We start from the raw sequence: 24103 nt of genomic DNA on the forward strand, positions 1-24103 counted from the left end.
GGGGCTCCGGGCCCCGGGGCCGGGGTGGCGGGGGCGGGCCCGTACCGTGGAGGGGTGCACCGGTTTCTGCTGACCCCGCGGTGGTGGGGGATCAACGTCTTCGTCGTGCTGGCCGTCCCCGTCTGTCTCTTCATGGGGTCGTGGCAGCTCGGCCGCTTCGAGGACCGCGTCGACACCCACCGGGAGGCCACCGCCGCGCGGCCGGCCGCCGAGGCGGCCGCGCCCCTGGACTCGCTGCTGCCGGTGGACAAGAAGACCTCCGGCCGCTTGGCCAGCGCCTCCGGCGAGTACGCCGAGCAGTACCTGGTGCCCGAACGCCGGCTGGACGGCCGGACCGGCCACTACGTGCTCACCCTGCTCAAGACCGACGGCGGCAGGGCGCTGCCGGTGGTCCGCGGCTGGCTCCCCGGCACCGCCGACGCCAAGGCCGCCCCCGCCCCGCCCACGGGCCGGGTCGAGGTCACCGGAGCCCTGCAGGCCTCCGAGAACTCCGGGACCAAGGGCGTGCACGCGGCCGGCGGCCTGCCGGCCGGGCAGCTCGGGGTGATCGGTGCGGCCTCGCTGGTGAACCTGGTGCCGTACGACCTGTACGACGCCTGGCTGACCGTGCCCACCGCCGCGGACGGCATGACTCCGGTCCCGGCCGCCGCCCCCTCCAACACCGGCCTCGACCTGAAGGCCTTCCAGAACCTCGGCTACACCGGCGAATGGTTCGTCTTCGCCGCGTTCGTGCTGTTCATGTGGTTCCGGCTGTACCGGCGCGAGGTCGAGGCCATCCGGGACGCCGAGGCCGGCCTGGTCCCGGCGGAGGAAACCCCCGCCGGGACCACGGCCGCCGCTTCGGCCGCCGCAACGGCCTCGGCTACGGCTGCTGCGTCGAGTCGACCGGAATGACGCCGGTCCGGTAGACCGTCCCGCCCCCGCAGGAGGACGGGATCGTCGTCTGCGCGACCGCGGCCCCCGGCTCCGCCGTGTGCGTGACCTCCAGGCCGGCCGAACCCTGCGCGCCGCCGTCCAGCGGGTCCGAGTCCGTCACCCCGTCCGCACCGCCGGTAGCACCCGGCGGGGTGTCCGCCGAGGTGTCCGAGCCGGCCTCGGAGGACGGGGTGGTGGTGGGCGTCTCGGCCGGACAGCTCGGCTCGGCCGGCGGCACCCAGGCGAAGCGCACCTCGTACGCCGTGTTCGGGGGCAGCAGCAGCGAGGCCGCCGAAGCCGAAGCCGGGGGCAGCCCGGTCGCGGGGTCGCTCTCGGTGTGCTCGACCACCCGGACCGCCGACTGGTCGGGCGCACCCGCCTTCGGCGCCGCCGTCAGGCTGCCCGCACCGGACACCACACAGCGCTCGCCGGACACGTTGGTGACGCGGAACGTGCCGTACACCTTGCCGTCCGCGTCCGGGGTACGGGTGTCGGCGACCGCGCCCAGCTGATCGGCGTGGCAGGGGGGAGCGGGGGGCGCCGAGGCCGGGGGCAGCGGCAGCGGGCGGTTGCCGCCCTTGCCGCCGCGGCCGGTCGAGGTGCTCCCGGAACCGCCCGACGTACCGGACGCACCGGCCGTCGCGCCGCCGCGCTCCGGCGGCTCCTGCTGGCCCTTGCCGCCCGGCTTGGACTCGCTGTCCGAGCCGTCGCCGTCTTCGTCGCCGCCGTCCTTGTCGCCCTTCCCCTTGGTGGAGGGCTTGGGCTTCTTGGACTTGCCGCCGCCGGGCTTGGCGAGGTTCGGGTCGGAGGGGGTCCCGCCGGTGAGGCCGGCGGTGTCCTGGCCGTGCCCGGCGACGGCCGCGGTGTCCCGCGCCCGGTCCGGGCTGCCCGTGAGGTGCATCAGGGTGGGGATGCCGGCTCCGGCCAGCACCACCATGGCCGCCGCTCCGACGAGCGCCTGCCGCTTGCGGGCCCGGCGCCGGGGGACGGCGATCCGCAGCCTCTCCAGGGCGTCGTCGGCGGGCTCCAGCCTGCCCACGGCGCCTTGCAGCAGGGACCGCAGCGCCAGCTCATCGGCGACCGCACCCGCGGTCGCACCAGAGCCGGCGGACGCGCCCGCACCGGCGTCAGCGCCGGTGCCCGCAACCGCGCCCGCACCCACACCCGCGTCAGTGCCGGTGCCCGCGGCCGCGCCCGTGCCTGCGTCCGCGCCCGCGCCTGCGTCCGCGCCCGCGTCCATGCCCGGTTCGCGGGGCTCGCCGGCCCCGCCTGTCCTGTTGTCCGGTTCCGTCATGTCTGGGCCTCCATCGCCACCCGCAGCGCGGCAATGCCCCGCGATCCGTACGCCTTCACCGAGCCCAGGGATATCCCGAGCGTCTCGGCGACCTGGGCCTCCGTCATGTCCGCGAAGTACCGCAGCACCAGCACCTCGCGCTGTCGCCGCTGGAGTCCGCGCATCGCCTTGATCAGGTCGTCCCGCTCCAGCTGGTCGTACGCCCCCTCCTCCGCGCTCGCCATGTTCGGCATCGGCTTGGACAGCAGCTTGAGCCCGAGGATGCGGCGGCGCAGCGCGGAACGCGAGAGGTTGACCACGGTCTGGCGGAGATACGCCAGGGTCTTCTCCCGGTCCCGCACGCGGCTGCGCGCGGAGTGGACCCGGATGAACGCCTCCTGGACCACGTCCTCGCAGGATGCGGTGTCGTCGAGGAGCAGGGCGGCCAGACCGAGCAGCGAGCGGTAGTGCGTGCGGTACGTCTCGGTGAGGTGGTCGACCGTGGTGCCTGCGACGACGGCGCCGTCAGCCGCCACAGCCGTCGCAGCCGTCACCGCTGCCGCGGGCGTCGCGCCGTCGGGCCGGTCCGGCCGATCGGGAGATTCCGAGCTGCCCCGCGGCGCCGGCACGCGGCCGCCCAGGGTCGTAGGAGTTCCGGCCGTCGCCTCGGGCACCATCACCGGAAAGCCACCGGGCGTGCGTGAGCGCCGGCGCGGCGGAACGAATCCGGTGCGCACCGGTACAACGGCGAGTTCGAGTAGTGCCTCTGCCACGCCTGTTGGACACGCGTCCCCCCGTCAGGGTTGTACGCGCAGGGCAAACTCAACACAGCAATACACCTATTGCCCTCATGCGTACCCGCTCTTCCCGATTGCCCCATCCGTCCTAGCGGCAGTCGGGCATCACCTTGATCAAGGGATCAGTGATGATCCTACAAAGCGATTTACGGGAATTCACCCACGATCAGTTCCGCAATCTGGGCGGCATTCAGGGCGGCCCCTTTGCGCAGATTGTCCGCGCACACGAAGAACTCCAGCGCCTGCCGGTCGTCCAGCGAGGCCCGCACCCGCCCCACCCAGGCCGGATCGGTACCCGCCGCGTCCGCCGGGGTCGGGAACTCCCCCGCCGCCGGGTCGTCGACCAGCACCACGCCGGGTGCAGTCTCCAGGACCTCGCGGGCCGACGCCGCGTCGACCCGCTTCTCGAACCGGGCCCGGACGGTCAGCGAATGCCCCGTCACCACCGGCACCTGCACGCAGGTCACCGCGACCTTCAGGGACTCCAGGTCCAGGATCCGGCGGGTTTCGGCCCGTACCGCCAGCTCGTGCGAGGACCAGCCGTCCTCCCGCAGCTCACCGGACCAGGGCACCACGTTGAGGGCCAGCGGAGCCGCGAACGGCCCGGTGTCCTCGCCGACGGCCCGCCGTACGTCGCCGGGCGCCTCGCCCAGTCCGGTGCCGGCGACCAGCGACAGCTGGCGGCGCAGCGCCTGGGTGCCGGCCCGGCCGGCGGCGCCCGCCGCCTGGTACGAGGAGACGACCAGCTCGATCAGGGAGTACTCGGCGTGCAGCGCGCCCACGGCGGCGATCATCGCCGCCGTCACACAGTCCGGCCCGGCCACGATCCCGCGCGGCCGGATCCGCGCCGCGTGCCCGTTGATCTCCGGCACCACCAGGGGCACCTCGGGGTCCTGCCGGAAGGCACCGGACTGGTCGACGACCGCGGCACCGCGCGCGGTGGCCACCGGGGCCCAGCGCGCCGAGACCTCGTCCGGTGTGAGGAAGAGCACCACGTCGCCCGGTCCGAGGCCTTCGAAGGCGTCCTCGGTGAGGGCGAGCACCTCGGTCTCCTCCCCGCGCACGGGCAGCCTGCGGCCGGCCGAACGCGAGGAGGCGATCAGGCGTATGTCGCCCCAGACGTCCGCCCGGGTGGGCAGGATCCGGAGCAGTACGGAGCCGACAGCTCCGGTCGCCCCCACCACGGCGAGCGCCGGGGCGGACGACCGGTTCGCGGTCATCGTCCGGTGCCTCCGTAGACGACGGCCTCGTCGCTGTCGGAGTCCAGGCCGAAGGCCGTGTGCACGGCGCGGACGGCCTCGTTGACGTCGTCCTGGCGGGTCACCACCGAGATGCGGATCTCCGAGGTGGAGATCAGCTCGATGTTGACGCCCGCGTCGGACAGCGCCTGGAAGAAGGAGGCGGTGACCCCGGGGTTGGTCTTCATGCCCGCGCCGACCAGGGAGATCTTGCCGATCTGGTCGTCGTAGCGCAGGGAGTCGAAGCCGATCGCGGCCTTCGCCTTCTCCAGGGCGTCGATGGCCTTGTGGCCCTCGGCCTTGGGGAGGGTGAAGGAGATGTCCGTGAGACCGGTGGAGGCCGCCGAGACGTTCTGCACGATCATGTCGATGTTGATCTCGGCGTCCGCGATGGCGCGGAAGATCGCCGCGGCCTCGCCCGGCTTGTCCGGGACGCCGACGACGGTGATCTTGGCTTCGGAGACGTCGTGGGCGACTCCGGAGATGATGGCGTGCTCCACCTGCTCGTCCCCTTGCGACTCGGGCTTTTCGTTGCTGACCCAGGTGCCCGGCAGTCCGGAGAAGGACGAGCGGACGTGGATCGGGATGTTGTAGCGGCGCGCGTATTCCACGCAGCGGTGCAGCAGCACCTTGGAGCCGGACGCGGCCAGCTCCAGCATGTCCTCGGAGGAGATCCAGTCGATCTTCCGGGCCTTCTTCACCACACGCGGGTCGGCGGTGAACACGCCGTCCACGTCGGTGTAGATCTCGCACACCTCGGCGTCGAGGGCCGCGGCCAGCGCGACGGCGGTCGTGTCCGAACCGCCCCGGCCGAGGGTGGTGATGTCCTTGCTGTCGGCGGACACCCCCTGGAAACCGGCGACGATGGCGATGTTGCCCTCGTCCAGCGCGGTGCGGATCCGGCCCGGCGTGACATCGATGATGCGCGCTTTGTTGTGGACCGAGTCGGTGATGACGCCTGCCTGGCTGCCGGTGAACGACTGGGCCTCGTGGCCCAGGTTTTTGATCGCCATGGCCAGCAGGGCCATGGCGATCCGCTCTCCGGCGGTCAGCAGCATGTCGAATTCGCGCCCGGCAGGCATCGGGGATACCTGCTCGGCGAGATCGATCAGCTCGTCCGTCGTGTCGCCCATCGCCGACACCACGACGACCACCTGGTGGCCGTTCTTCTTGGCATCGACGATCCGCTTGGCGACGCGCTTGATGCCCTCGGCATCGGCTACGGAGGAGCCTCCGTACTTCTGCACGACAAGGCCCACGTGCGCTCCTCGCTCAATCCAGTACTGCGGTCGCGGGCCAGTCTAACGAGCGACCGGAATCCGACCTTCGCGTACCACATCATGAGACGTTCCGTTCATCCCATGATCGCAGAGAATACTCCGGCCAAGGGCACCGCGGGGTGTAGCCGCGGGGGCGCGTGGCCGGGGGGCCCGTTGCGGGGCCTGGCTGCCGGGTCCTAGCTGCGGGCCGGCCGGCGGCCCAGGCCGCCCAGTTCCTCGGCCATCACCTGCCCCGCCTGCTCGGCGAGGTCGTCCTCCGCCAGGTCCTCGTCCGTGTCCAGCCCGTCCAGCTCCTGAAGCGGCTGGTCCAGCCGGACGTGCGCCACCAGGGACTGCAGGGCCCGCAGGGTCGCCGAGGCGGTCGAGCCCCAGTTGGAGAAGTACGAGAACTGCCACCACCACAGCGCCTCGGCGGTCCGCCCGGCCCGGTAGTGGGCCAGCCCGTGCCGCAGGTCGGCCACCACGTCCGCGAGGTCGTCCGAGATCCGGTGCGCGACCGGCGCCTTCCGCGGCTCGTACGGGTCGAAGACCTCGGAGTACACGTCGACCGGGTCCAGCAGGTACGCGAAGCGCTCGCGCAGCTCGTCCACGTCCGGCTCCGGCCCCAGGTCCGGCTCGTAGCGCTCGTCGGGCAGGACGTCCTCGTACGCGCCCAGCCGCCCGCCCGCCAGCAGCAGCTGGGAGACCTCCAGCAGCAGGAAGGGCACGGCGCTGTCCGGGTCCTCGCCCTTGGCCACCTCGGTGACCGCGACGATGAAGGACTCGATCTGGTCGGCGATCTGGACGGCGAAGTCGTCCGGATCCTGGGCCAGGGCGTGCAGCGTTGCGTCAGACATCGAGAAGTCGCCTTCCTTCAAAGGCCCGCCCGAGCGTGACCTCGTCCGCGTACTCCAGGTCTCCCCCGACGGGGAGCCCGCTGGCCAGGCGGGTGACCTTCAGGCCCATCGGCTTGATCATGCGGGCGAGGTAGGTGGCGGTGGCCTCGCCCTCCAGGTTCGGGTCGGTGGCGAGGATCAGCTCGGTGACCGTGCCGTCCGCGAGCCGCGCGAGCAGCTCGCGGATCCGCAGGTCGTCCGGGCCCACCCCTTCGATCGGGCTGATCGCGCCGCCGAGGACGTGGTACTTGCCCCGGAACTCACGCGTCCGCTCGATCGCGACCACGTCCTTGGGCTCTTCCACCACACAGATCACCGTGGCATCGCGCCGCGGATCGCGGCAGATGGCACACCGCTCCTGCTGCGCCACGTTCCCGCAGACCTCGCAGAACCGGACCTTCTCCTTGACCTCCAGCAGGGCGTGCGCCAGCCGGCGCACGTCCGTCGGCTCGGCCTGCAGGATGTGGAAGGCGATCCGCTGCGCGCTCTTGGGCCCGACGCCGGGCAGCCTGCCCAGTTCGTCGATCAGGTCCTGGACCACGCCTTCGTACAACGGACTGCCTTCTTCCTACGTCGTCTTCTGGATGGGCGGGAGGTCAGAACGGGAGGCCGGGGATGCCCGACCCGCCGCCGAGGCCCTGCGCCAGCGGACCCAGCTTCTGCTGCTGGAGCTCCTGCGCATTCTCGTTGGCCGCTTGCACGGCCGCCACCACCAGGTCGGCAAGGGTCTCCGTGTCCTCGGGATCGACGGCCTTCGGGTCGATCACCAGGGCCCGCAGCTCACCGGAGCCGGTGACGGTCGCCTTGACCAGCCCGCCGCCGGACTGCCCCTCCACCTCGGCCGCCGCCAGGGCCTCCTGCGCCGCGGCGAGGTCCTGCTGCATCTTCTGGGCCTGCTGGAGCAGCTGCTGCATGTTGGGCTGGCCACCACCGGGAATCACGGTTCACTCCTACTTTCACTGCTGGGTCGGTCAAACCGAGCCTACGGCTTCACCGCCCCCCGCGCCCTACGCCGAGAGGACCAACTCTTTCGAGTGAGAGCCGGGGCGCGCATGTACCTGATCAAGACCTCCTTGCGGGCGGAAATCCCGGCATTCCATGCCCACGGCCCGCCATTCGGAGGTAGGAAGAGCATGGACGAGCATGCGCACCATTGCGCACACGCGCACCACCACACGTCAGCGCAGGCAGAGGGAGTGCCGGGTGAGCCAGCCGGAGATGCAGCCCGAGGGGCCACCCCGGGATCCCCGGGATGAAGGCAGCAGCGGGGCGAAGGCGGCGGGCGACCTGACCGGCCGGCCGTTCCCCCTGGGGGACTGGGGTGAGCCCGCGGAACGTCTCGACGAGCTCTACCGGCGGGTCGAGGCCGATGCGCTGCGCACGGCGGAGTGGTACATGTCCGACCGCGCCTGGAAGCGCCGCGGGGCCCGGCTGCTGCGCGCATGCGCGGCGATCGGCGCGGTCGCGGGCGCCGCGATGCCGCTGCTGGAGCTGACCGGCTCGGCACCGGGGGCCTCGGCATACGGCTATCTTTCGCTGATGCTGGCTGCTGCCTGCCTGGCCTGCGACCGGTTCTTCGGCCTGACCTCCGGATGGATGCGGGACGTGGCGACGGCCCAGGCCGTCCAGCGCAGACTCCAGACGCTCCAGTTCGACTGGGCCTCGGAGAACGTCCGGGAGGTGCTGGGCCCGACCGAGGGCACGGCGAGCGAGGCCGCCGAGCGCTGTCTGACCGTGCTGCGCCGCTTCTCGGAGGACGTCACCGAGCTGATCCGGTCCGAGACTGCCGACTGGATGGTGGAATTCCGCTCCGGCCCGGCCCCGCTGGTCATGCAGTCCCTGACCTCCACCCCCTCGCGCGGCCCCGAGCCGGGCACGCACCCGAGCCGCTTCCCCCTCCCGCCCGGCACCCGCCCGAACATGCCGAGACAGCGCCCACCGGAGCAGCCCCGCTAGAGGATGCACAGTTGCGGAAGGGGCGGGGCGGGAACGGGCCCCGCACAGCGGCACTCCCGCCCCGGCCCGCAGAAGTCGGCTCCGCTTCAGCTGAAGATGATCATCGAGCCCTGTCCCAGGCTCCGGGTCGCCGCCGCATGCAGCCCCAGCCACACATGGCGTTCCCGCGCGAACGGACTGTCGTCGTACGGAATCGGACCCGCCGGCTCCTCCAGCGAGGTCGGCCGCCCGGGCGGCCTCGGCGCCACCGGCGGATTGGCCGGGTCGATGCCGATCGCCGGAGCCACGAACGCCAGCTCCCGCAGCAGCCCCTGCGCGGACCCCAGCGGCCCTCCCCCGGCCAGCAGCTCCTCGTTGGCCAGCGGAGCCGCGAAATCCACCGGCACATAGGCGCCCGCGTGGTCGTAGTGCCACACCAGGTGCGATTCCTGGGCGGTCGTCTCGAACATCTCCAGCAGCTGCTCGTAGTCGCCGCCGAGCTCGTCCACGGGCGTCACCGGCAGCCCGCAGATCTGCAGCAGATAGGCCCTGCGCAGGAAGTGCAGCGCGTCGTAGTCGAAGCCGGCGACCGGGGCCACGTCCCCCGAGAGGCCCGGCATGTAGGCGAAGACGGGTACGGACGGCAGTCCGGCCTCGCCGAGCGCCTTGTCGTACGCGGCGATCTCTTCGGCGAAGGGGTTGTCGGGGCTGTGGCACAGCACATCGACAAGGGGAACCAGCCACAGGTCACAGGCCACGCGGGCTCCGATCGGTCGTCGGTCGTCGTGAGTCGTGAGACGTGAGTCGTGTCGTCGTACCAGCCGGGGCTGCCCTGTCAGCCAGGTCAGCCGGATCGGCCAGGTCAGCCGGGTCGGCCGGGTGGGCCGGATCAGCGGGGTCGGCCGGGTCAGCCGGTGTCCGCCGATCGGGCCAGCGTAGTCCGCCGGACACGCTCCGCGAAGAGGTCGGCAGCTCCCGGCTCCCCGCGGCCCGGGACGCTCCCGGGCCGCCCGCTACCCCTTGCCGACCCGCCAGACCCAGACGTCCGCCTCCTTCACCGGCGGCTTCCCCAGCAGCGCGGTCAGGGTGCCCCGGAGCTCCAGCGCCCGGTCCTGGACCGGCAGCACCACCGCACCGGCCTTCCAGTACTCCAGGTCCGCCCGGGCCTGAGCCTGCCATTCCGGCGTGATCACGGGCGGCTCCGCCCCGTACCGGATGTCCCGGAGCAGGTTCGACAGGTGCCGCGGCGCAGCCCCGTAGATCCCGATCCGCTCGGGCCCCCACGGGCCGTTGAAGTAGCCCCCGGCCAGCCGGAAACCGAAGTCCGCCTCGACCTGCCAGTGCAGCGCGTCGGCCGCCCCCGGGTCCGGCAGCGGTACCGGAACGAGTGCCTCGCCCTCCTTGACGTACGGCTTCCAGAGGCCTTCCGCGATGAACACCGGCACCGGCTCCCGGTCCCGGACCTCCAGCGGCACCGGCAGGACCGGGATCAGCGCCGCGGCCACCGCCAGCCCGCCGAGCACCCGCTGCTCGCGGGCGCGCAGCCGGCGGATCCGGTCCAGCCCGAGGGCCAGCAGCATGCCGAGCACGGGGGCGCACACCATCGCCACCCGCCCTTCGATGACCGACTCGAACAGCGGCTGGTGGGCCAGCGCCCGCCACGGCCCGGGGACGACGATCTCCGTGTGCGGGATCCGGATCCGCGACCCGAGGGAGAGCAGCGCGGCGGCCGCACAGGTGACCGCCAGGGCCCGGACGGCCGTGTACCGCCAGAGCCACACCACGATGCCGGCGGCCAGCGCGAGCAGCGGCCACCCGAAGAAGGCGTTCTGCTCGGTCGGGTTCAGCGACAGCCGCTCGGCGGTCGGCCGGTCCCCGAAGAAGGACTGGGAGGCGTACTCGATCAGGGCGCGCGGGCTGTTCCCGGCGGAGTCGCCGTGCAGCACCGAGTGGTAGCTCTGCGGGCCGAAGAACTGCCAGTACAGCGGGAAGGCCACCAGCGGTACGGAGACGGCAGCGGCGATCGCCAGCCCCTTGACGAGGGGTTTCCAGGCGACCCGGGCCCGCTCCCGGTCGAACAGGGCGTACGCCCCCGCGAAGACCAGCATGCCGAGGGCGGCGAGCAGGAAGGGTTCCTCGCCGAGGAACACCTGGTACGCGGAGAACAGGCCGAGCAGCACCCCGTCCCGGACCACCCGCCGGCCCGCGCAGAGCCGCAACGCCCGGTCGATGATCACCGGCAGCATGAAGAGCACCACGAAGTTCGGGTGCGCGTTGGCGTGCGAGACCATCGGCGGCGCGAAGGCCGCCAGCGCACCGCCGGCCGCCGCCGCCCACCGGCCGGCCACGAGCCACCGCCGGATCAGCCGGTACCAGGCCCAGGCGGTGCCGGCGATGCCCAGCGTGAAGACCAGGGCGAGCGTGAACTCCGGGCCGGCCAGCAGGGTCAGCGGGGCGAGCGGCACGGACAGCCCGAGCATGACCGTGTTGCCCATCAGGTTCACCCCGTCGGGCATCCCCTGGAGACGGGTGAAGAGCGGATTGCGCAGGTGGGAGAGGTTGTCGGCGGTGACCGCGAAGAACCATTCCCACTGGTTCTGGTCCTGGCCCGAGTCGGCCAGGTAGGTGCCCTGCAGATCGGCCCACCGGTGCCGGTACAGGAACAGCGCGGCCAGCAGGTACAGCGCGGCGACGGCGAGGGCGCCCGCGTTGAGCCGGGCCAGTTCGCCCAGCACGCGCAGGTAGTCCAGGGGGCGGACCTTGGAGCCCTCCTGGTGCGCCCAGCGCACCGGAACCTCCGCGACAGACCAGCCCTGCCGCCGGAAGTACTGGAGGATCTCCACGTCCACGCCCCAGCCGTCGAGCCGGGAAGCGGCGAACGCGGCGCGCGCCCGGTCGCCGTCGAACAGCTTGAAGCCGCACTGGGTGTCCCGGATGCCGGGCACGGCCACCGCGCGTATCAGGCGGTTCCCGGCCCGGCCCAGCACCTCGCGGAGCCGGCCCTGCCGGCGCTCGATGGAGGAGTCGGGGTGGGCCCGGGAGCCGATGGCGGCCTGGAGGCCCGGGTCTCCGTCGAGCGCTTTCTCCAGGTGTTCGAGCTCTTCGACGGGGGTGGCGAGGTCGGCGTCGGTGAGGAGCACCCGCTGCCCGGTCGAGGCCAGCACGCCCAGCCGCAGGGCGCCGCCCTTGCCCCGGTTGCGGTCGGAGCGGATGAGCCGGATCCGGGGTTCGGCGGCCGCGGCGGCCGCGGCGACGGCGGCGGTGCCGTCGGTGGAGCCGTCGTCGACGACCACCACTTCCCAGTCGCCGGGGGCGGTGCCCCGGTGCGTGTCGAGGTAGGTGCGGAGGGCGTCCAGGGTGGGCCCGAGCCGTTTCTCCTCGCGGTAGGCCGGGACGATCACGCTCAGCTCGACGGGCCCGAGCCAGGCCTGCGGCGCGGGCGCGCCGGTCACTGCGCCGTCGGTGCCGGTCGCGCGGTCCGTGCCGGTCACTCGCCGGCCGCCTGAAGATCGGCCGCCCAGTCCAGTCCGTGCTGGTTGTAGGCGTGCACGAGGCGTCGTACCTCGTCGGCGTCCGCCCGGGTCACCGCGTCCAGCAGCTCGGTGTGGCCGCACCACAGCGCGGACCGCAGCTGCGGCTCGGTCTTCAGGTACGGCACGGCGAAGACCCAGCACTGGATCCGCAGCCGGTGCAGGAACTCGGAGATGTACGCGTTGCCGACCAGCCCGCCCAGCTCCCGCCAGAACCGCAGGTCGTAGCCGATGAGGACTTCCAGGGAGCCGCTCTCGGCGGCCCGCTGGGCCTCCTCGGCCCGGCGGCGTACGGAGACCAGCTGCTCGCCCGCTCCGGGAGCGGTGCCGCGCTCGACGAGCCGCCGGAAGATGCCGTCCACGACCAGCGTGCGGGCCTCGATCATGCCGCGGAAGTCGTCGACGGAGAACACCTTGACGCGGAAGCCGCGGTGTTGGACGGATTCGAGCAGCCCTTGGGCGGAGAGGTCGACCAGGGCCTCGCGGACCGGGGTCGCCGAGACCTCGTACTGCTCGGCGATCTGCTTGACCGTGAACTCCTTGCCCGGGGGCAGGCGACCCGCGAGCACCTCTTCGCGCAGCGCGTCCGCGATCTGCTGGCGAAGGGTGTTGCGGGTGACAGCTCCGCTGCCTGGCATGGGGTCCGTCTCCTTTGTAGGGCTTCGGACACCTTAGGCCAGGCAGCGGAACGGGGATGCGGCCGCTATGCGGAGGTGGTGTGGCGGTCCGCGACCGTCAGCGCCTCGTCGAGGAGCGCGAGGCCCTCCTTGGCCTCCGCCTCGGAGATGTTGCAGGCGGGGACGACATGGGTCCGGTTCATGTTGACGAAGGGCCACAGACCGGACTTCTTGCAGGCCGCGGTGAACTCGGCCATGGGCGCGTTGTCGGCGCCGGAGGCGTTGTACGGGACGAGCGGCTCCCGGGTCTCCTTGTCCCGTACGAGTTCCAGCGCCCAGAAGGTGCCCAGACCCCGCACCTCGCCGACGGACGGGTGGCGTTCGGCGATCGAGGCGAGCGCCGGGCCGATGACGTTCTCGGCCAGGTGGGCGGCGTGCCCGACGATGTCCTCGTCCTCCATGGCGTTGATGGTGGCCACGGCGGCGGCGCAGGCCAGCGGGTGCCCGGAGTAGGTGAGTCCGCCCGGGTAGGGGCGGGTGGCGAAGGTCTCGGCGATCGCGGCGGAGATGGCGACTCCGCCGAGCGGCACGTAACCGCTGTTGACGCCCTTGGCGAAGGTGAGCAGGTCGGGCGTGACGTCCCAGTGCTCGGCGGCGAACCACTTGCCGGTGCGGCCGAACCCGGCCATGACCTCGTCGAGGATGAAGACGATTCCGTAGCGGTCGCAGAGCTCGCGGACGCCCGCGAGGTAGCCGGCCGGCGGGACCATGATCCCGGCGGTGCCGGGGACCGTCTCCAGGATGATCGCGGCGATGGACTGGGGGCCCTCGAACGCGATGGTGTCGGCGAGATGGCGCAGGGCGCGCTCGCACTCCTCGGCCTCGGTGGTGGCGTGGAAGGGCGAGCGGTAGAGGAAGGGGCCCCAGAAGTGCACGACTCCGGCGGAGGCGGTGTCGGAGGGCCAGCGGCGCGGGTCGCCGGTCAGGTTGATGGCCGCGGCGGTGGCGCCGTGGTACGAGCGGTAGGTGCTCAGCACCTTGGAGCGGCCGGTGTGCAGCCGGGCCATCCGGATGGCGTTCTCGACGGCCTCGGCGCCGCCGTTGGTGAAGAAGATCTTGTCGAGGTCTCCGGGGGTGCGCTCGGCGATGAGGCGTGCGGCCTCGGAGCGGACGTCCACGGCGAACCCGGGCGCGAGGGTGCAGAGCTTGGCGGCCTGCTCCTGGATCGCGGCGACGACCTTCGGGTGCTGGTGGCCGATGTTGGTGTTGACCAGCTGGGAGGAGAAGTCGAGGTAGCGGTTGCCGTCGTAGTCCCAGAAGTGCGACCCCTCGGCCCCGGCGACGGCGAGGGGATCGATCAGGGCCTGGGCTGACCAGGAGTGGAAGACGTGGGCGCGGTCGGCGGCCTTGACGGCGGCGCCGGCGGCGGTCTCGGTCTGCGGGTGAGGGGTCATGCGGTCAGGCTAGAAGTGCGCAGGTGGGAGGGGATATCGGCGCCTTGTATGAGGGTGGCGGTCCGGCCTCGGCAGTCTGTCCGCACACCTCACGTCGGATTGATTGACAGCATGTTGTCGATATGACAGCCTGTTGTCATCAAGCAGGGATCGGAACGACGACGACGCAACGACGCAACGACGACGGAGGAGAGCACGATGACCAGTCCCGTGAACACCACCCCGCGCAAGCCGGTCCACCTCGCGGTCTACGACACGTACGCGGACTGGGAGACGGGGCACACCACCGCCCACCTCGCCCAGCGCGGCTACGAGATCCGCACGGTCGCCCTCGCGGCGGACAAGCCGGTGACGACGATGGCCGGCATCCGCATCCAGCCGGACTCCGCGCTGGCGGACCTGGACCCGGCGGACTCCTCCCTGCTGATCCTCACCGGCGCGGACCTCTGGGACACCGGTGACTCGCTGGCCCCGTTCGCGGCCAAGGCCCGCGAGTTCCTGGCAGCCGGGGTGCCGGTCGCGGCGATCTGCGGCGCCACGGCGGGTCTGGCCCGCGAGGGCCTGCTGGACACCCGCGCCCACACGAGCGCGGCCACGTTCTACCTCGCCGGGACCGGTTACGCGGGCGCCGAGCGGTACGTCGAGGCGGACGCGGTCACGGACGGCGACCTGATCACGGCCGGGCCGACCGAACCGGTCGCGTTCGCCCGCGAGGTCTTCGCCCGGCTGGGCACGTACGGACCGGAGGTGCTGGACGCCTGGTACCGCCTCTTCCACGACTCGGACGCGAGCGCGTACCCGGTGCTGATGGCGGCTGCGGAGGAGGGCAATGCCTGAGCCGGTCACGGTGGGGGACGACGGGGCGGCCGGGCAGGGGTCGGCCGGGCAGGGGTCGGCCGGGCCGCGGTCGGCTGGGCAGGCGGAGCCGGGCGCGGCTCCCGCGTCGGAGCGGGGCCGGCAGGAGCTGCTCAGTCGGACGGCCATCGGCATCTTCCGGCTGAACGGCCAGTTCCTCGCCGTGTCCGAGGAACTGGCCCGGCCCGCCGGGCTGACCGCGGCCTGGTGGCAGGTGCTCGGCGCGGTCCTGCAGGAGCCCCTCCCCGTGGCGGGCATCGCCCGCACCATGGGCATCACCCGCCAGAGCGTCCAGCGCATCGCGGACCTGCTGGTGGCGCAGGGCCTCGCCGAGTACCTCCCCAACCCGGCCCACCGGCGGGCGAAACTCCTTCACCCGACGGACGCCGGCCGTGCCGCCATCACCCGTATCCAACCGGGCCACGCCCGCCTGGCCGCCCGCCTCGCGGAGGAACTCGGCGAGGCCGCCTTCGCCGAGACCGTCCGCGTCCTGGACCGGCTGGCCGCGGCGATGGACACGGTGGGAACCCCGCAGCAGAACACCCCCTGAGCCGGCGCCGGCCGGGCCGGCCGCACGCCACCCCCCGTGGCGCCCACAAGCGGAATGGAACCGTCACCGCCCCTCCCCCTGCGGGCTCCGCGAGCGGCCCACTATCCTCGGCCCGTCGGCCGGCCCAGGGGGAGGGACCACATGGCCATGGAACACCTGCATCCCGGGGACCCGCACCGCATCGGGCCCTACCGGCTCCTGTCCCGCCTCGGCGCGGGCGGCATGGGCCAGGTCTACCTCGCCCGGTCGGACCGCGGCCGCACCGTCGCGGTCAAGCTCGTGCACCCCGAGCTCGCCCGGCGCGAGGAGTTCCGGACCCGCTTCCGCCAGGAGGTCTCCGCCGCCCGCCGCGTCGGCGGCGGATGGACCGCTCCGGTCCTCGACGCCGACACCGAGGCGGACACCCCCTGGCTGGCCACCGGCTACGTCGCCGGCCCCAGCCTCCGCCAGGTCGTCGCCCGCGACTTCGGCCCGCTGCCCACCCGTTCGGTACGGATCCTCGCCGCCGGCCTCGCCCACGCCCTCCAGGACATCCACCGCGCCGGCCTCATCCACCGGGACCTGAAGCCGTCGAACGTCCTGCTCACCATCGACGGCCCCCGGGTCATCGACTTCGGCATCGCCCGCGCCCTGGAGGACACCGGCACCGTGACCGCCGGCCTCACCCGGACCGGCGAACTCGTCGGATCCCCCGGGTTCATGGCCCCCGAGCAGATCCTCGGCGAGCCGGTCACCCCGGCCTGTGACGTGTTCTGCCTCGGCGCGGTGCTGATGTACGCCGCCACCGGCGCGCTGCCCTTCGGCGACCCGGAGGGCGCCGGCGGGCTCGCCCCGCTGCTGCTGCGCATCACCGAAGCGGAACCGGACCTCACGGCCGTCCCGGCGGAGCTGCGCGAGCTCGTCGCCGGATGCCTGAAGAAGGAGCCGGCGGGGCGCCCGACCCCGGCGGAGCTGCTGTCGCTGGTCGGAGCGGGCGACACCGTCGCCGACGGCAAGGCGCTCGAACCGTGGCTTCCGGGCGCGCTGGTGGCCCAGCTGGGGCGGCACGCCGTACAGCTGCTGGACCGCGAGGACACCGGGCCGGACCACCCGGGACCGGACCACCGCCCGAGGCCGGACCACCACCTCCCGCAGGCGGACCACCACCCGCAGCCGGACCACCACCATCCTCGGCCGGACCACCACCCGCAGCCGGACCACCACCATCCTCGGCCGGACCACCGCCCGCTGCCGGACCCGCCCACGCTGGCCGCGCCGGTCCCCGCCTACCCCAGTTACGGGCCGGCTCCCGGCTACGGCCCGGCCCCCGCGACGGTCCCGGTCTTCTCCTACCCGCCCCCGCCGCCGCATGCGGCCGCGCCGGTGCCGGCTCAGCGGCCACGCCCCGCCGGCACCGCGTTCCTGGTCGCCGTGGCCACGGTCGTGGCGATAGCGGCGGGCGGCACGGTGTACGCCGTCATGAGCGCCGGCGACGGCCAGGCCCCGGGCGCGTCCCCACGTACCGGCACCGGCCCGGCCACCGGTACGTCCACGGCGGCGCCGACGGCACCGACGGGCGCGGCAACGGGCTCTCCCGGCAGCCCCGTCGCGGGCGGCGGGGCGACGCCGGCGGCCACCCCCGCACCGGGCACCGGCGGCATCCCGGCCGGCTACCTCGGCACCTGGACGGCCACCTCCGGCAGCCAGTCCTGGCAGCTCACCGTCACCCAGGGCGCGGTGGGCGACCGGGTGATGAGCCTGGCCGTCCGCTCCCCCACCCTCGACTGCGGCTGGTCGGCGACCCTGCAGTCGGCCGGACCGCCGGTCGAGCTGAGTCCGTCGACCGTCACCTACGGCCCTCCGGCCTCCTGCAATCCCGGCCAGTGGAGCCGGCTCACTCTGCAGGGGGACGGCACTCTCGTCCGGGAACTGGTCGGTGGCCAGAATCCGCCGCTGACCTACCACCGCTGAATTGTGTCGAAGTCAATAAGCCTGCAAGTAAAGCCTGTTGCCGGGTAAATGCGCGCCGCACACTGCCGCGCATGGAGCCGTTGAAAATAGTTGCGGAACTGTGGGAGCGGATCGAGGCGCGCGACTGGGACGGAGTCGCCGGCCTCATCGCGGACGACGTGGTCATCGAATGGCCGGTCAGCGGTGAACGGATCGTCGGGCGGGACAATTTCATTGCCGTGAACCGTGATGATTCCTACGCCGACGACAGGCCCGAACGCTCGGTGGAACTCCTCCGCATCCTCGCGGACGGGGACCTGGTCGTCACCGAGGTGGAGATCCCGCAGGACCACGTCGTCTACCGCGCGGTCTCGTGGTGGACCGTGCGCGACGGGGAGATCACCGAGGCCCGGGAGTACTGGACCAGCCCGGGCCAGGACCCCGCCCCGCGCTGGCGGGCCGGCCATGTCGAACCACTCTCAGGTCTCCCCCCTCATACCTGAGAGCTACGTGGAAAGCCCGCTCTGCAGCGTGACGCCGACCACCGGCGCTGATTCCTAACTTCGGTACCAGAGAGCGCAGTCGCCTCTCCGGCCACCGACCGAAGTGAGGAACACCGCCGATGAGCAGCAGCCGTGAGCGTCGCCGCCCCGGACGTCTCCGCCCCGGCCGGCCCGGCCGTCTGCGGCGCACGCTGCTCGCCGGGCTGGTCACCGCCGCCGTGGCGGTGCCCGTGTCGGCCGCCGCCTCCCCCCAGGTGCCCGCGCCCGCCGCCGTCGTGTTCGCGGAGGACGCCACCCCCGCCGAGCGGTACGCCGCCAACCGCGCCAACCTCACCGAGGCGGCCCGGATGGCGGAGGCGGCCGGGCGGACCGGGCGGGCCGGCCGGCTGCGCGCCATGGAAGCCGGCGGAGCCGCCCGGTTCCTCGCCTTCGACGGGCGGGGCGGCGGCCGGGCCGTCGAGGTGCTCGGCGATCTCGCGACCGCGGACCGGGTCGCCGTGCTGGTCCCCGGGTCGGACACCACGCTGGACACCTACCAGAGATTCCGTGCCGGAGCGGTCGCCCTGCAGCAGCGCCTCCAGGCGGAGCATCCGCAGTCCGCCGTGGTGGCCTGGCTCGGATACGACACGCCCGGCACGGTCAGCCCGTCCGTCCTCACCGCGGGCCGGGCCGACGAGGCCGCCCGCGAACTGGGCCCCTTCATACCCGAGTTGCAACAGCAGGCCCGCCCCGGGGCGCGGCTGTCCCTGCTCTGCCACTCGTACGGATCCGTGGTCTGCGCCCGCACGGAGACCGGCCCGGCCGTGACGGACGTGGCGCTGTTCGGCAGCCCGGGCACGGGTGCCGACCGCGCCGGGGCGCTGCCGACCGGAGCCCGCGTCTGGGCCGGGCGGGGGGCGGGCGACTGGATAGCCCGTGTCCCGCATGTGCGGCTGGCCGGCGTCGGGTTCGGCACCGACCCGGTCGACCCCGCCTTCGGGGCGCTTCCCTTCGCCGCCGGGAGCGGCGGCCACAGCGACTACCTCAAGCCCGGCAGCCGCTCCCTCGACAGCCTCGCCCGCATCGTCCTCGGCACCGCCCGGGAGGCCCGCCGTGCCTGACCTCCGCATACTGCCCGCCCGTTGGGCGGCCCTGGCCGACCGGATCGACGCCGGCACCCCGGCCGGACGGGACCGGAGCGTCGACGCCCTGCGGGCCTTCGCCATCCTGGGCGTGGTCCTCGGCCACTGGCTGGTCACCGCGCTGACCACGGCGGACGGCGGGCTGAGCACCACCAGCCCGCTGGTGCACATGCCGTGGCTGGCCCCGGTCTCCTGGGTGTTCCAGACGCTGGCCGTGTTCTTCCTCGTCGGCGGACATGTGGCGGCCCGCAGCTACGCCTCGGCCCGGGCCCGCGGAACGACGTACCGGGAATGGGTGGGGCGGCGGCTCGGGCGGCTGTTCCGGCCGGTCGCGGCCGTCCTGACGCTGTGGGCGGTGGCCACCGCCGGGATGCTGCTGGGCGGCAGCGCGCCCGAAACGGTGCGGACCCTGCTGAAGCTGGCGCTCTCCCCGCTGTGGTTCCTGGTGGTGTTCGCCGTGCTGACCGCGGCGACCCCGCTGGTGGCGCGACTGCATCCGCTGTGGCCGCTGGCCGTCGTGCTGCACGTGGACCTCGCCCGCTTCGGGTTCGGTGCGCCCGAATGGACCGGCTGGGTCAATGTGGCCGCGGGCTGGCTCGTCCCGTACACCCTGGGTGCCGCCTGGTCGCGGGGCGCGTTCGCGGGCCGCCGTGCCGCGCTGGGGCTGCTCGTCGGCGGGGGCGCCGCCACGGCCGCGCTGGTCCTGTGGTGCGGGTACCCGGCCTCGATGGTGGGTGTGCCGGGTGCGGCCGTGTCGAACCTGAACCCGCCGACGCTGGCCGCGGTCGCCTTCGGTCTGGCCCAGTGCGGGCTGGCCCTGCTGCTGCGCGAGCCGCTGGCCCGCGCGATGCGCCGGCCCCGGGCCTGGGCCGCGGTGGCGCTGGCCAACCTGTCCGCGATGACGATCTTCCTGTGGCATCAGACGGCGATGATGGCCGTCACGGCCACCGGCCTGCTGGCCGGGGCCGATCTGCCCGGCCTGCACACGGTCCCGGACGGCCCCGGGTGGATACCCGCCCGGCTGCTGTGGCTGCCGGTGTTCGCGCTGGCGCTGCTGGTGTGCTGGGCCGCGTTCCGTGCGTACGAGCGGCCGCGCCACCGGAACGGGGGCAGGACCGAGGCCGCCCGCGCACGGCCGGCAACCGCCCGAGAGATCACCCATGCATAGGCTGAACCACGTGACCGAGCACAACACCCGTCCCCCGGCCACCGTCCCGGCACGGCTGCGCGGGGCGGTGTGGACCGTCGTCCGGGATCTGCTGACCATCGAGCGGGACCCGCTGCCGAAGATGCGCAGGCCACGCTGGCTGGCTTGGCTGCCCCACGTCCTGGTCGGGTACGTGGCGGTGTTCTTCGCCTTCCTCACCGCGGAGCAGATGGGCTCGCACTACGGGATCCGGGGCGGGGCACCGGCTGGCCTGGGCCTGCTGACCGGGTTGTCCATCCTGGTCGCCCTGTTCCGCCCGCTGGCCGGGTTCTGGCTGGGGCTGGCCGCGGCCGGCTGGGCGGCCGCCGTCGTCGCGCACGGTGCGGACGGCGGGCAGACCTGGCCCTGGACTCCCTCCGCCCTCCCGGCGTTCGCGGTGGTGGTCCTGCTGCTCGCCCTGCGCGTACCGCCGCGGATCACTGCCGAGGCCGTCACGCTGGTGGTGATCCTGACCTGGCTGGCGGAGGGCCTTGCGGCCCCTCCGGGCAGCGGTGACACCCTGCTCTCGGCCGTACTCCTCTTCGGCTTCGCCGCCGTCCTCGGCTATGCCCTGCGCGCGCTGCGGCTGGCGCGCGGCAAGCTGGAGGAGCAGGAGACCCTCACCGAGGCGGAGCGGGCCCAGCGCACCCTGCTGGAGGAGCGCAGCCGGATCGCCCGCGAACTGCACGACGTCGTCGCCCACCACATGTCGGTGATCTCGATCCAGGCCCAGGTCGCCCCGCACCTGGTGGAGAACCCGTCCGAGGAGCTGAAGGAGAACCTGGCCGGCATCAGGGAGAACGCCTTGGAGGCGCTCACCGAACTCCGCCGCGTTCTCGGCGTACTGCGCTCCGAACACCCGGAAGATCCGGCGAACCCGCACCACCCGCAACCCACCCTCGCCGATCTCGACGGACTCGTGGAGAACGTCCGCAGTGCCGGCCTGGAGGTCGACACCGAGATCGCCGGCGTCCGTCGGCCGCTCACCCCGGGCGTGGAACTCACCGCGTACCGCATCGTGCAGGAGGCCCTCAGCAACTGCCTGCGCCACGCGCCCGGTTCCCGGGTGGAGGTGGGCATCGCGTACGGGCCGCGCGAACTGCACCTCTGTGTTGCGAACTCCGCCCCGACCCGCACGGCCCCGCCCTCTCCCGGCGCCGGGCACGGCCTGCTGGGGATGCGGGAGCGAGCAGGCATGCTGGGGGGCGAACTGGCCGCCGGCCCCCGCCCCGGCGGCGGGTACGAGGTGACCGCGGTACTCCCGATGGACCCACCGACAGAGAAGGACACATGACCACGCCGATCCGGGTGATGATCGCCGACGACCAGATGATGGTCCGGCAGGGCTTCACCGTGCTGCTCAACGCCCAGCCCGACATCGAGGTGGTCGGTCAGGCCGTGGACGGCGCGGATGCCGTCGCGAAGGTTGCAGAGCTCGACCCGGACGTGGTCCTGATGGACATCCGCATGCCGGGTGTGAGCGGCATCGAGGCCACCGCCACGATCACCGGCGTGCCGGGGGCCACGGTGAAGGTGCTGGTGCTGACCACCTTCGACCTGGACGAGTACGTGTACGAGGCGCTGCGCGCCGGCGCGTCCGGGTTCCTCCTCAAGGACGCTTCGGCCGACCAGCTCGCGGAGGCGGTCCGGGTCATCGCGGCGGGCGAGGCGCTGCTCTCACCGAACATCACCAAGCGGCTGATCACCGAGTTCTCCCGGCTGGGTGCACCGCGAGCACCGTCCAGGGAGCGGCTCGGGGAGCTGACCGAGCGGGAGACGGAGGTGCTGTCGCTGATCGCGCAGGGCCTGTCGAACGCGGAGATCGCGGCGCATCTGGTGGTGGCGGAGCAGACGGTGAAGACGCATGTGAGCCGCATCCTGGTGAAGCTGGGCCTGCGCGACCGCACTCAGGCGGCGGTGTTCGCGTACGAGACGGGTCTGGTCCGTCCGACGGGCTATTGAGGGGTCCGGGTAGTACTTGAGGGGGAGGTGCGGAGATCCCCATCAGCGGCGACGCGGACGAGGGGGCGGCGGGCCTACGGTTCTGTATGTGACCGAGACCGCTGCCGGGGGGACGCCCCGGACACCCGAGTTCCGTATGGCGTCAGGGCTCCTGCGAGCCCTGCGCCGGGATTTGTTCACCGATGCCTTCGCCTACCGGCCGCTGCCGCCGATGCGTACGGACGGCGCGCTGGCGCGGCGGCTGCCGGAGCAGATACGTCCGATGGCTGCGCACGCCCCGCATGCTGCCGTGGGTCTGGTCGCCTTCGTCGTGGTCGTCCTCGGCGGTATGGACGGCTGGGGGTTTTGGTTCTCGGCTCCGCTGCCGTCCCTGTTCCTGGGGCTGATCGCCGGCATCCCGGTGCTGATGACGTTGATGCGGCCGATCGGCGCGTTCTGGACCGTCGTGGCGAGCACCTCGGTGCTGGCCGTGCTGGATCCCGGCTACATGACCTGGCCTTGGACGCCCAGTTCCTTCCTCGCGTACCTCACCGTGCTGGCGGTGGTCGCGATACGCACCGGTCCTCGGGTGTCCGCCTGGATGTGGGTCATCACGGTGGGACTCGGCGCCGTCATGGTCACGGTGCTGGGCCGGGGCCAGCCGCTCAACGTGTTCAACATGGTGGTGGTGTCGGCGTTCGTGCTGCTGGCCATCAGCGTTCGGCACATCCGGGTGGAGGCGGAGCAGGAGGTCACCGCGCAGCAGGAGGTGACGGCCGTGGAGCGGGATCGGCGGACGCTGCTGGAGGAGCGGACCACCATTGCCCGGGAGTTGCACGACGTGGTCGCGCACCACATGTCGGTGGTGGCGATCCAGGCCGAGGCTGCGCCGTACCGGGTGAAGAATCCGCCGCCGGAGCTGGAGGCCGCGTTCGTCACCATCCGGGAGAACGCGGTGGCGGCACTCACCGAACTTCGGCGGGTGCTGGGGGTCGTGCGGTCCGCGGACTACGAGGCGCCGGATGCCCCGCAGCCGACGCTGGCCGCGTTGGACGGGCTGCTGGCCAATGTCCGGGAGGCCGGGCTGAGCGTGGAGAAGACGGTGACGGGTGCGGTGCGGGAGCTTCCGCAGGGGGTGGAGCTGTCCGCGTACCGGATCATCCAGGAGGCGTTGAGCAACACGCTCCGGCATGCGCCGGGGGCGCGGGCCGGGGTGGAGGTGTCGTACGTGCTGGGCGGGCTCGGGGTGCGGGTGGTCAATGATCCGCCGACCGGGGAGGTGCGGCCTTCGACGGGTGCCGGGCACGGCATCACGGGGATGCGGGAGCGGGTGGCGATGCTGGAGGGGGAGATGACGGCCGGGGAGACGAGCGGAGGGGGGTACGAGGTGGCGGTGTTCATACCCGTGCGCAATCTGCCCGCCGAGGACGCGGCATGAGCGAGCCGGCGATCAGGGTGCTGATCGTGGACGACCAGATGATGGTCCGGGAGGGCTTCTCCGTCCTGCTGAACGCGATGCCGGACATCGAGGTGGTGGGTGAGGCGGTCGACGGCCGGGAGGCCATAGCCCAGGTGGCGGCGCTGCGGCCGGACGTGGTGCTGATGGACATCCGGATGCCGGAGCTGAACGGGCTGGAGGCCACCCGGGAGATCGTGGCGGCGGACGCGGACGCGAAGGTGCTGGTCCTGACGACCTTCGACCTCGACGAGTACGTGTACCAGGCACTGCGGGCCGGGGCGTCCGGGTTCCTGCTCAAGGATGCGTCGGCCCGTCAGCTGGCGGACGGGGTCCGGGTGGTGGCGGCCGGTGAGGCGCTGCTGGCGCCGTCGGTGACCAGGCGGCTGCTGTCTGAGTTCTCGCGGCTGTCGGACACCCCGCGGCCCTCGGAGCGGGTGGCGGTGGCCGAGTTGACGGATCGGGAGACGGAGGTGCTGGTCCTGATCGCGCAGGGCCTGTCCAATGCGGAGATCGCCGACCGGCTGGTCATCGCGGAGTCCACGATCAAAACGCATGTCAGCCGGATCCTGGTGAAGCTGGGCCTGCGCGACCGCACCCAGGCGGCGGTGTTCGCATACGAGGCCCGCCTGGTGACCCCCTCTTAGC

Annotated in this window: 23 protein-coding genes; 12 read left to right on the forward strand and 11 right to left on the reverse strand. The window is 72.8% G+C overall.

Annotated features, from left to right (window positions below):
- Positions 1–54 precede the first annotated feature (54 nt).
- On the forward strand, positions 55–894 hold the full coding sequence (locus tag AB0447_RS02325; RefSeq protein ID WP_366474521.1) for an SURF1 family protein: 840 nt from the start codon (positions 55–57) through the stop codon (positions 892–894).
- On the opposite strand, the gene AB0447_RS02330 is transcribed toward AB0447_RS02325, so the two are convergent.
- From AB0447_RS02330 to AB0447_RS02360, 7 genes are all read right to left on the reverse strand, one after another.
- Positions 863–2209, reverse strand: coding sequence for a hypothetical protein (locus AB0447_RS02330; RefSeq protein WP_366474522.1), 1347 nt, complete (start codon positions 2207–2209; stop codon positions 863–865). The two genes, AB0447_RS02325 and AB0447_RS02330, sit on opposite strands and share 32 nt — an antisense overlap.
- The gene (locus tag AB0447_RS02335; protein WP_366474523.1) at positions 2206–2961 is read right to left on the reverse strand and encodes a SigE family RNA polymerase sigma factor; all 756 of its coding nucleotides are present in this window, start codon (positions 2959–2961) and stop codon (positions 2206–2208) included. The genes AB0447_RS02330 and AB0447_RS02335 overlap by 4 nt, the downstream gene beginning before the upstream one ends.
- Before the next feature lie 170 nt (positions 2962–3131).
- On the reverse strand, positions 3132–4205 hold the full coding sequence (locus AB0447_RS02340; protein WP_366474524.1) for an aspartate-semialdehyde dehydrogenase: 1074 nt from the start codon (positions 4203–4205) through the stop codon (positions 3132–3134).
- Positions 4202–5482, reverse strand: a complete 1281-nt coding sequence (locus tag AB0447_RS02345; RefSeq protein WP_366474525.1) for an aspartate kinase — start codon at positions 5480–5482, stop codon at positions 4202–4204. The genes AB0447_RS02340 and AB0447_RS02345 overlap by 4 nt, the downstream gene beginning before the upstream one ends.
- Positions 5483–5679: 197 nt before the next feature.
- Positions 5680–6339, reverse strand: coding sequence for a DUF5063 domain-containing protein (locus AB0447_RS02350; protein ID WP_366474526.1), 660 nt, complete (start codon positions 6337–6339; stop codon positions 5680–5682).
- Entirely contained in the window at positions 6332–6931 is a 600-nt protein-coding gene (gene recR, locus AB0447_RS02355) for a recombination mediator RecR (protein WP_366474527.1), read from the reverse strand. The genes AB0447_RS02350 and recR overlap by 8 nt, the downstream gene beginning before the upstream one ends.
- Positions 6932–6974: 43 nt before the next feature.
- Positions 6975–7319, reverse strand: a complete 345-nt coding sequence (locus AB0447_RS02360; protein ID WP_366474528.1) for a YbaB/EbfC family nucleoid-associated protein — start codon at positions 7317–7319, stop codon at positions 6975–6977.
- A gap of 262 nt (positions 7320–7581) precedes the next feature.
- On the opposite strand from AB0447_RS02360, the gene AB0447_RS02365 reads away from it, so the two are divergent.
- Positions 7582–8334, forward strand: a complete 753-nt coding sequence (locus tag AB0447_RS02365; RefSeq protein WP_366474529.1) for an SLATT domain-containing protein — start codon at positions 7582–7584, stop codon at positions 8332–8334.
- An 86-nt stretch (positions 8335–8420) separates the two neighbouring features.
- On the opposite strand, the gene AB0447_RS02370 is transcribed toward AB0447_RS02365, so the two are convergent.
- The 4 genes from AB0447_RS02370 to AB0447_RS02385 all read right to left on the reverse strand — a co-directional run bounded on the left by AB0447_RS02370 (position 8421) and on the right by AB0447_RS02385 (position 13914).
- Positions 8421–9071, reverse strand: coding sequence for a hypothetical protein (locus AB0447_RS02370; RefSeq protein ID WP_366474531.1), 651 nt, complete (start codon positions 9069–9071; stop codon positions 8421–8423).
- Positions 9072–9326: 255 nt separating this feature from the next.
- The gene (locus AB0447_RS02375) at positions 9327–11765 is read right to left on the reverse strand and encodes a dolichyl-phosphate beta-glucosyltransferase (RefSeq protein WP_366474674.1); all 2439 of its coding nucleotides are present in this window, start codon (positions 11763–11765) and stop codon (positions 9327–9329) included.
- A gap of 35 nt (positions 11766–11800) precedes the next feature.
- A complete protein-coding gene (locus AB0447_RS02380) occupies positions 11801–12481 on the reverse strand; it encodes a GntR family transcriptional regulator (protein ID WP_366474533.1) in 681 nt (226 codons plus the stop codon).
- A gap of 65 nt (positions 12482–12546) precedes the next feature.
- Complete coding sequence (locus AB0447_RS02385; protein WP_366474534.1) at positions 12547–13914, reverse strand: aspartate aminotransferase family protein; 1368 nt, start codon at positions 13912–13914, stop codon at positions 12547–12549.
- Positions 13915–14112: 198 nt separating this feature from the next.
- Here AB0447_RS02385 and AB0447_RS02390 point away from each other — a divergent pair, with 198 nt between their 5' ends.
- From AB0447_RS02390 to AB0447_RS02435, 10 genes are all read left to right on the forward strand, one after another.
- Positions 14113–14751, forward strand: a complete 639-nt coding sequence (locus tag AB0447_RS02390; RefSeq protein ID WP_366474535.1) for a DJ-1/PfpI family protein — start codon at positions 14113–14115, stop codon at positions 14749–14751.
- On the forward strand, positions 14744–15319 hold the full coding sequence (locus AB0447_RS02395) for a MarR family winged helix-turn-helix transcriptional regulator (protein ID WP_366474536.1): 576 nt from the start codon (positions 14744–14746) through the stop codon (positions 15317–15319). The genes AB0447_RS02390 and AB0447_RS02395 overlap by 8 nt, the downstream gene beginning before the upstream one ends.
- 141 nt (positions 15320–15460) lie before the next feature.
- Positions 15461–17269: a serine/threonine-protein kinase gene (locus AB0447_RS02400; RefSeq protein WP_366474537.1), complete on the forward strand. Its 1809-nt coding sequence runs from the start codon at positions 15461–15463 to the stop codon at positions 17267–17269.
- Between the two features lie 71 nt (positions 17270–17340).
- A complete protein-coding gene (locus AB0447_RS02405) occupies positions 17341–17751 on the forward strand; it encodes a nuclear transport factor 2 family protein (RefSeq protein ID WP_366474538.1) in 411 nt (136 codons plus the stop codon).
- A 119-nt stretch (positions 17752–17870) separates the two neighbouring features.
- Positions 17871–18851: an alpha/beta hydrolase gene (locus AB0447_RS02410; RefSeq protein WP_366474539.1), complete on the forward strand. Its 981-nt coding sequence runs from the start codon at positions 17871–17873 to the stop codon at positions 18849–18851.
- Positions 18844–20040: an acyltransferase gene (locus AB0447_RS02415; RefSeq protein ID WP_366474540.1), complete on the forward strand. Its 1197-nt coding sequence runs from the start codon at positions 18844–18846 to the stop codon at positions 20038–20040. Before AB0447_RS02410 ends, AB0447_RS02415 begins: the two co-directional genes overlap by 8 nt.
- A 10-nt stretch (positions 20041–20050) precedes the next feature.
- Entirely contained in the window at positions 20051–21352 is a 1302-nt protein-coding gene (locus tag AB0447_RS02420; protein ID WP_366474541.1) for a sensor histidine kinase, read from the forward strand.
- Positions 21349–22020, forward strand: coding sequence for a response regulator transcription factor (locus tag AB0447_RS02425; protein ID WP_366474542.1), 672 nt, complete (start codon positions 21349–21351; stop codon positions 22018–22020). The genes AB0447_RS02420 and AB0447_RS02425 overlap by 4 nt, the downstream gene beginning before the upstream one ends.
- Before the next feature lie 136 nt (positions 22021–22156).
- Positions 22157–23437, forward strand: coding sequence for a histidine kinase (locus AB0447_RS02430; RefSeq protein WP_366474675.1), 1281 nt, complete (start codon positions 22157–22159; stop codon positions 23435–23437).
- Positions 23434–24102 (forward strand): response regulator transcription factor, encoded by a 669-nt coding sequence (locus tag AB0447_RS02435; protein ID WP_366474543.1) that lies wholly within the window; start codon positions 23434–23436, stop codon positions 24100–24102. Before AB0447_RS02430 ends, AB0447_RS02435 begins: the two co-directional genes overlap by 4 nt.
- The last annotated feature ends 1 nt before the right edge of the window (position 24103 follow it).

The sequence above is a fragment of the Streptomyces sp. NPDC051211 genome (genome assembly GCF_040689505.1).
Classification (GTDB): Bacteria; Actinomycetota; Actinomycetes; order Streptomycetales; family Streptomycetaceae; genus Streptomyces.

What these genes read in the sequence shown, in the direction of transcription:
- AB0447_RS02330 (WP_366474522.1), bottom strand. Translation starts at nt 2,209, where the DNA reads ATGACGGAACCGGACAACAGGACAGGCGGGGCCGGCGAGCCCCGCGAA.
- AB0447_RS02340 (WP_366474524.1), bottom strand. Translation starts at nt 4,205, where the DNA reads ATGACCGCGAACCGGTCGTCCGCCCCGGCGCTCGCCGTGGTGGGGGCG.
- AB0447_RS02350 (WP_366474526.1), bottom strand. Translation starts at nt 6,339, where the DNA reads ATGTCTGACGCAACGCTGCACGCCCTGGCCCAGGATCCGGACGACTTC.
- AB0447_RS02380 (WP_366474533.1), bottom strand. Translation starts at nt 12,481, where the DNA reads ATGCCAGGCAGCGGAGCTGTCACCCGCAACACCCTTCGCCAGCAGATC.
- AB0447_RS02385 (WP_366474534.1), bottom strand. Translation starts at nt 13,914, where the DNA reads ATGACCCCTCACCCGCAGACCGAGACCGCCGCCGGCGCCGCCGTCAAG.
- AB0447_RS02390 (WP_366474535.1), top strand. Translation starts at nt 14,113, where the DNA reads ATGACCAGTCCCGTGAACACCACCCCGCGCAAGCCGGTCCACCTCGCG.
- AB0447_RS02395 (WP_366474536.1), top strand. Translation starts at nt 14,744, where the DNA reads ATGCCTGAGCCGGTCACGGTGGGGGACGACGGGGCGGCCGGGCAGGGG.
- AB0447_RS02400 (WP_366474537.1), top strand. Translation starts at nt 15,461, where the DNA reads ATGGCCATGGAACACCTGCATCCCGGGGACCCGCACCGCATCGGGCCC.
- AB0447_RS02405 (WP_366474538.1), top strand. Translation starts at nt 17,341, where the DNA reads ATGGAGCCGTTGAAAATAGTTGCGGAACTGTGGGAGCGGATCGAGGCG.
- AB0447_RS02410 (WP_366474539.1), top strand. Translation starts at nt 17,871, where the DNA reads ATGAGCAGCAGCCGTGAGCGTCGCCGCCCCGGACGTCTCCGCCCCGGC.
- AB0447_RS02425 (WP_366474542.1), top strand. Translation starts at nt 21,349, where the DNA reads ATGACCACGCCGATCCGGGTGATGATCGCCGACGACCAGATGATGGTC.
- AB0447_RS02430 (WP_366474675.1), top strand. Translation starts at nt 22,157, where the DNA reads ATGGCGTCAGGGCTCCTGCGAGCCCTGCGCCGGGATTTGTTCACCGAT.
- AB0447_RS02435 (WP_366474543.1), top strand. Translation starts at nt 23,434, where the DNA reads ATGAGCGAGCCGGCGATCAGGGTGCTGATCGTGGACGACCAGATGATG.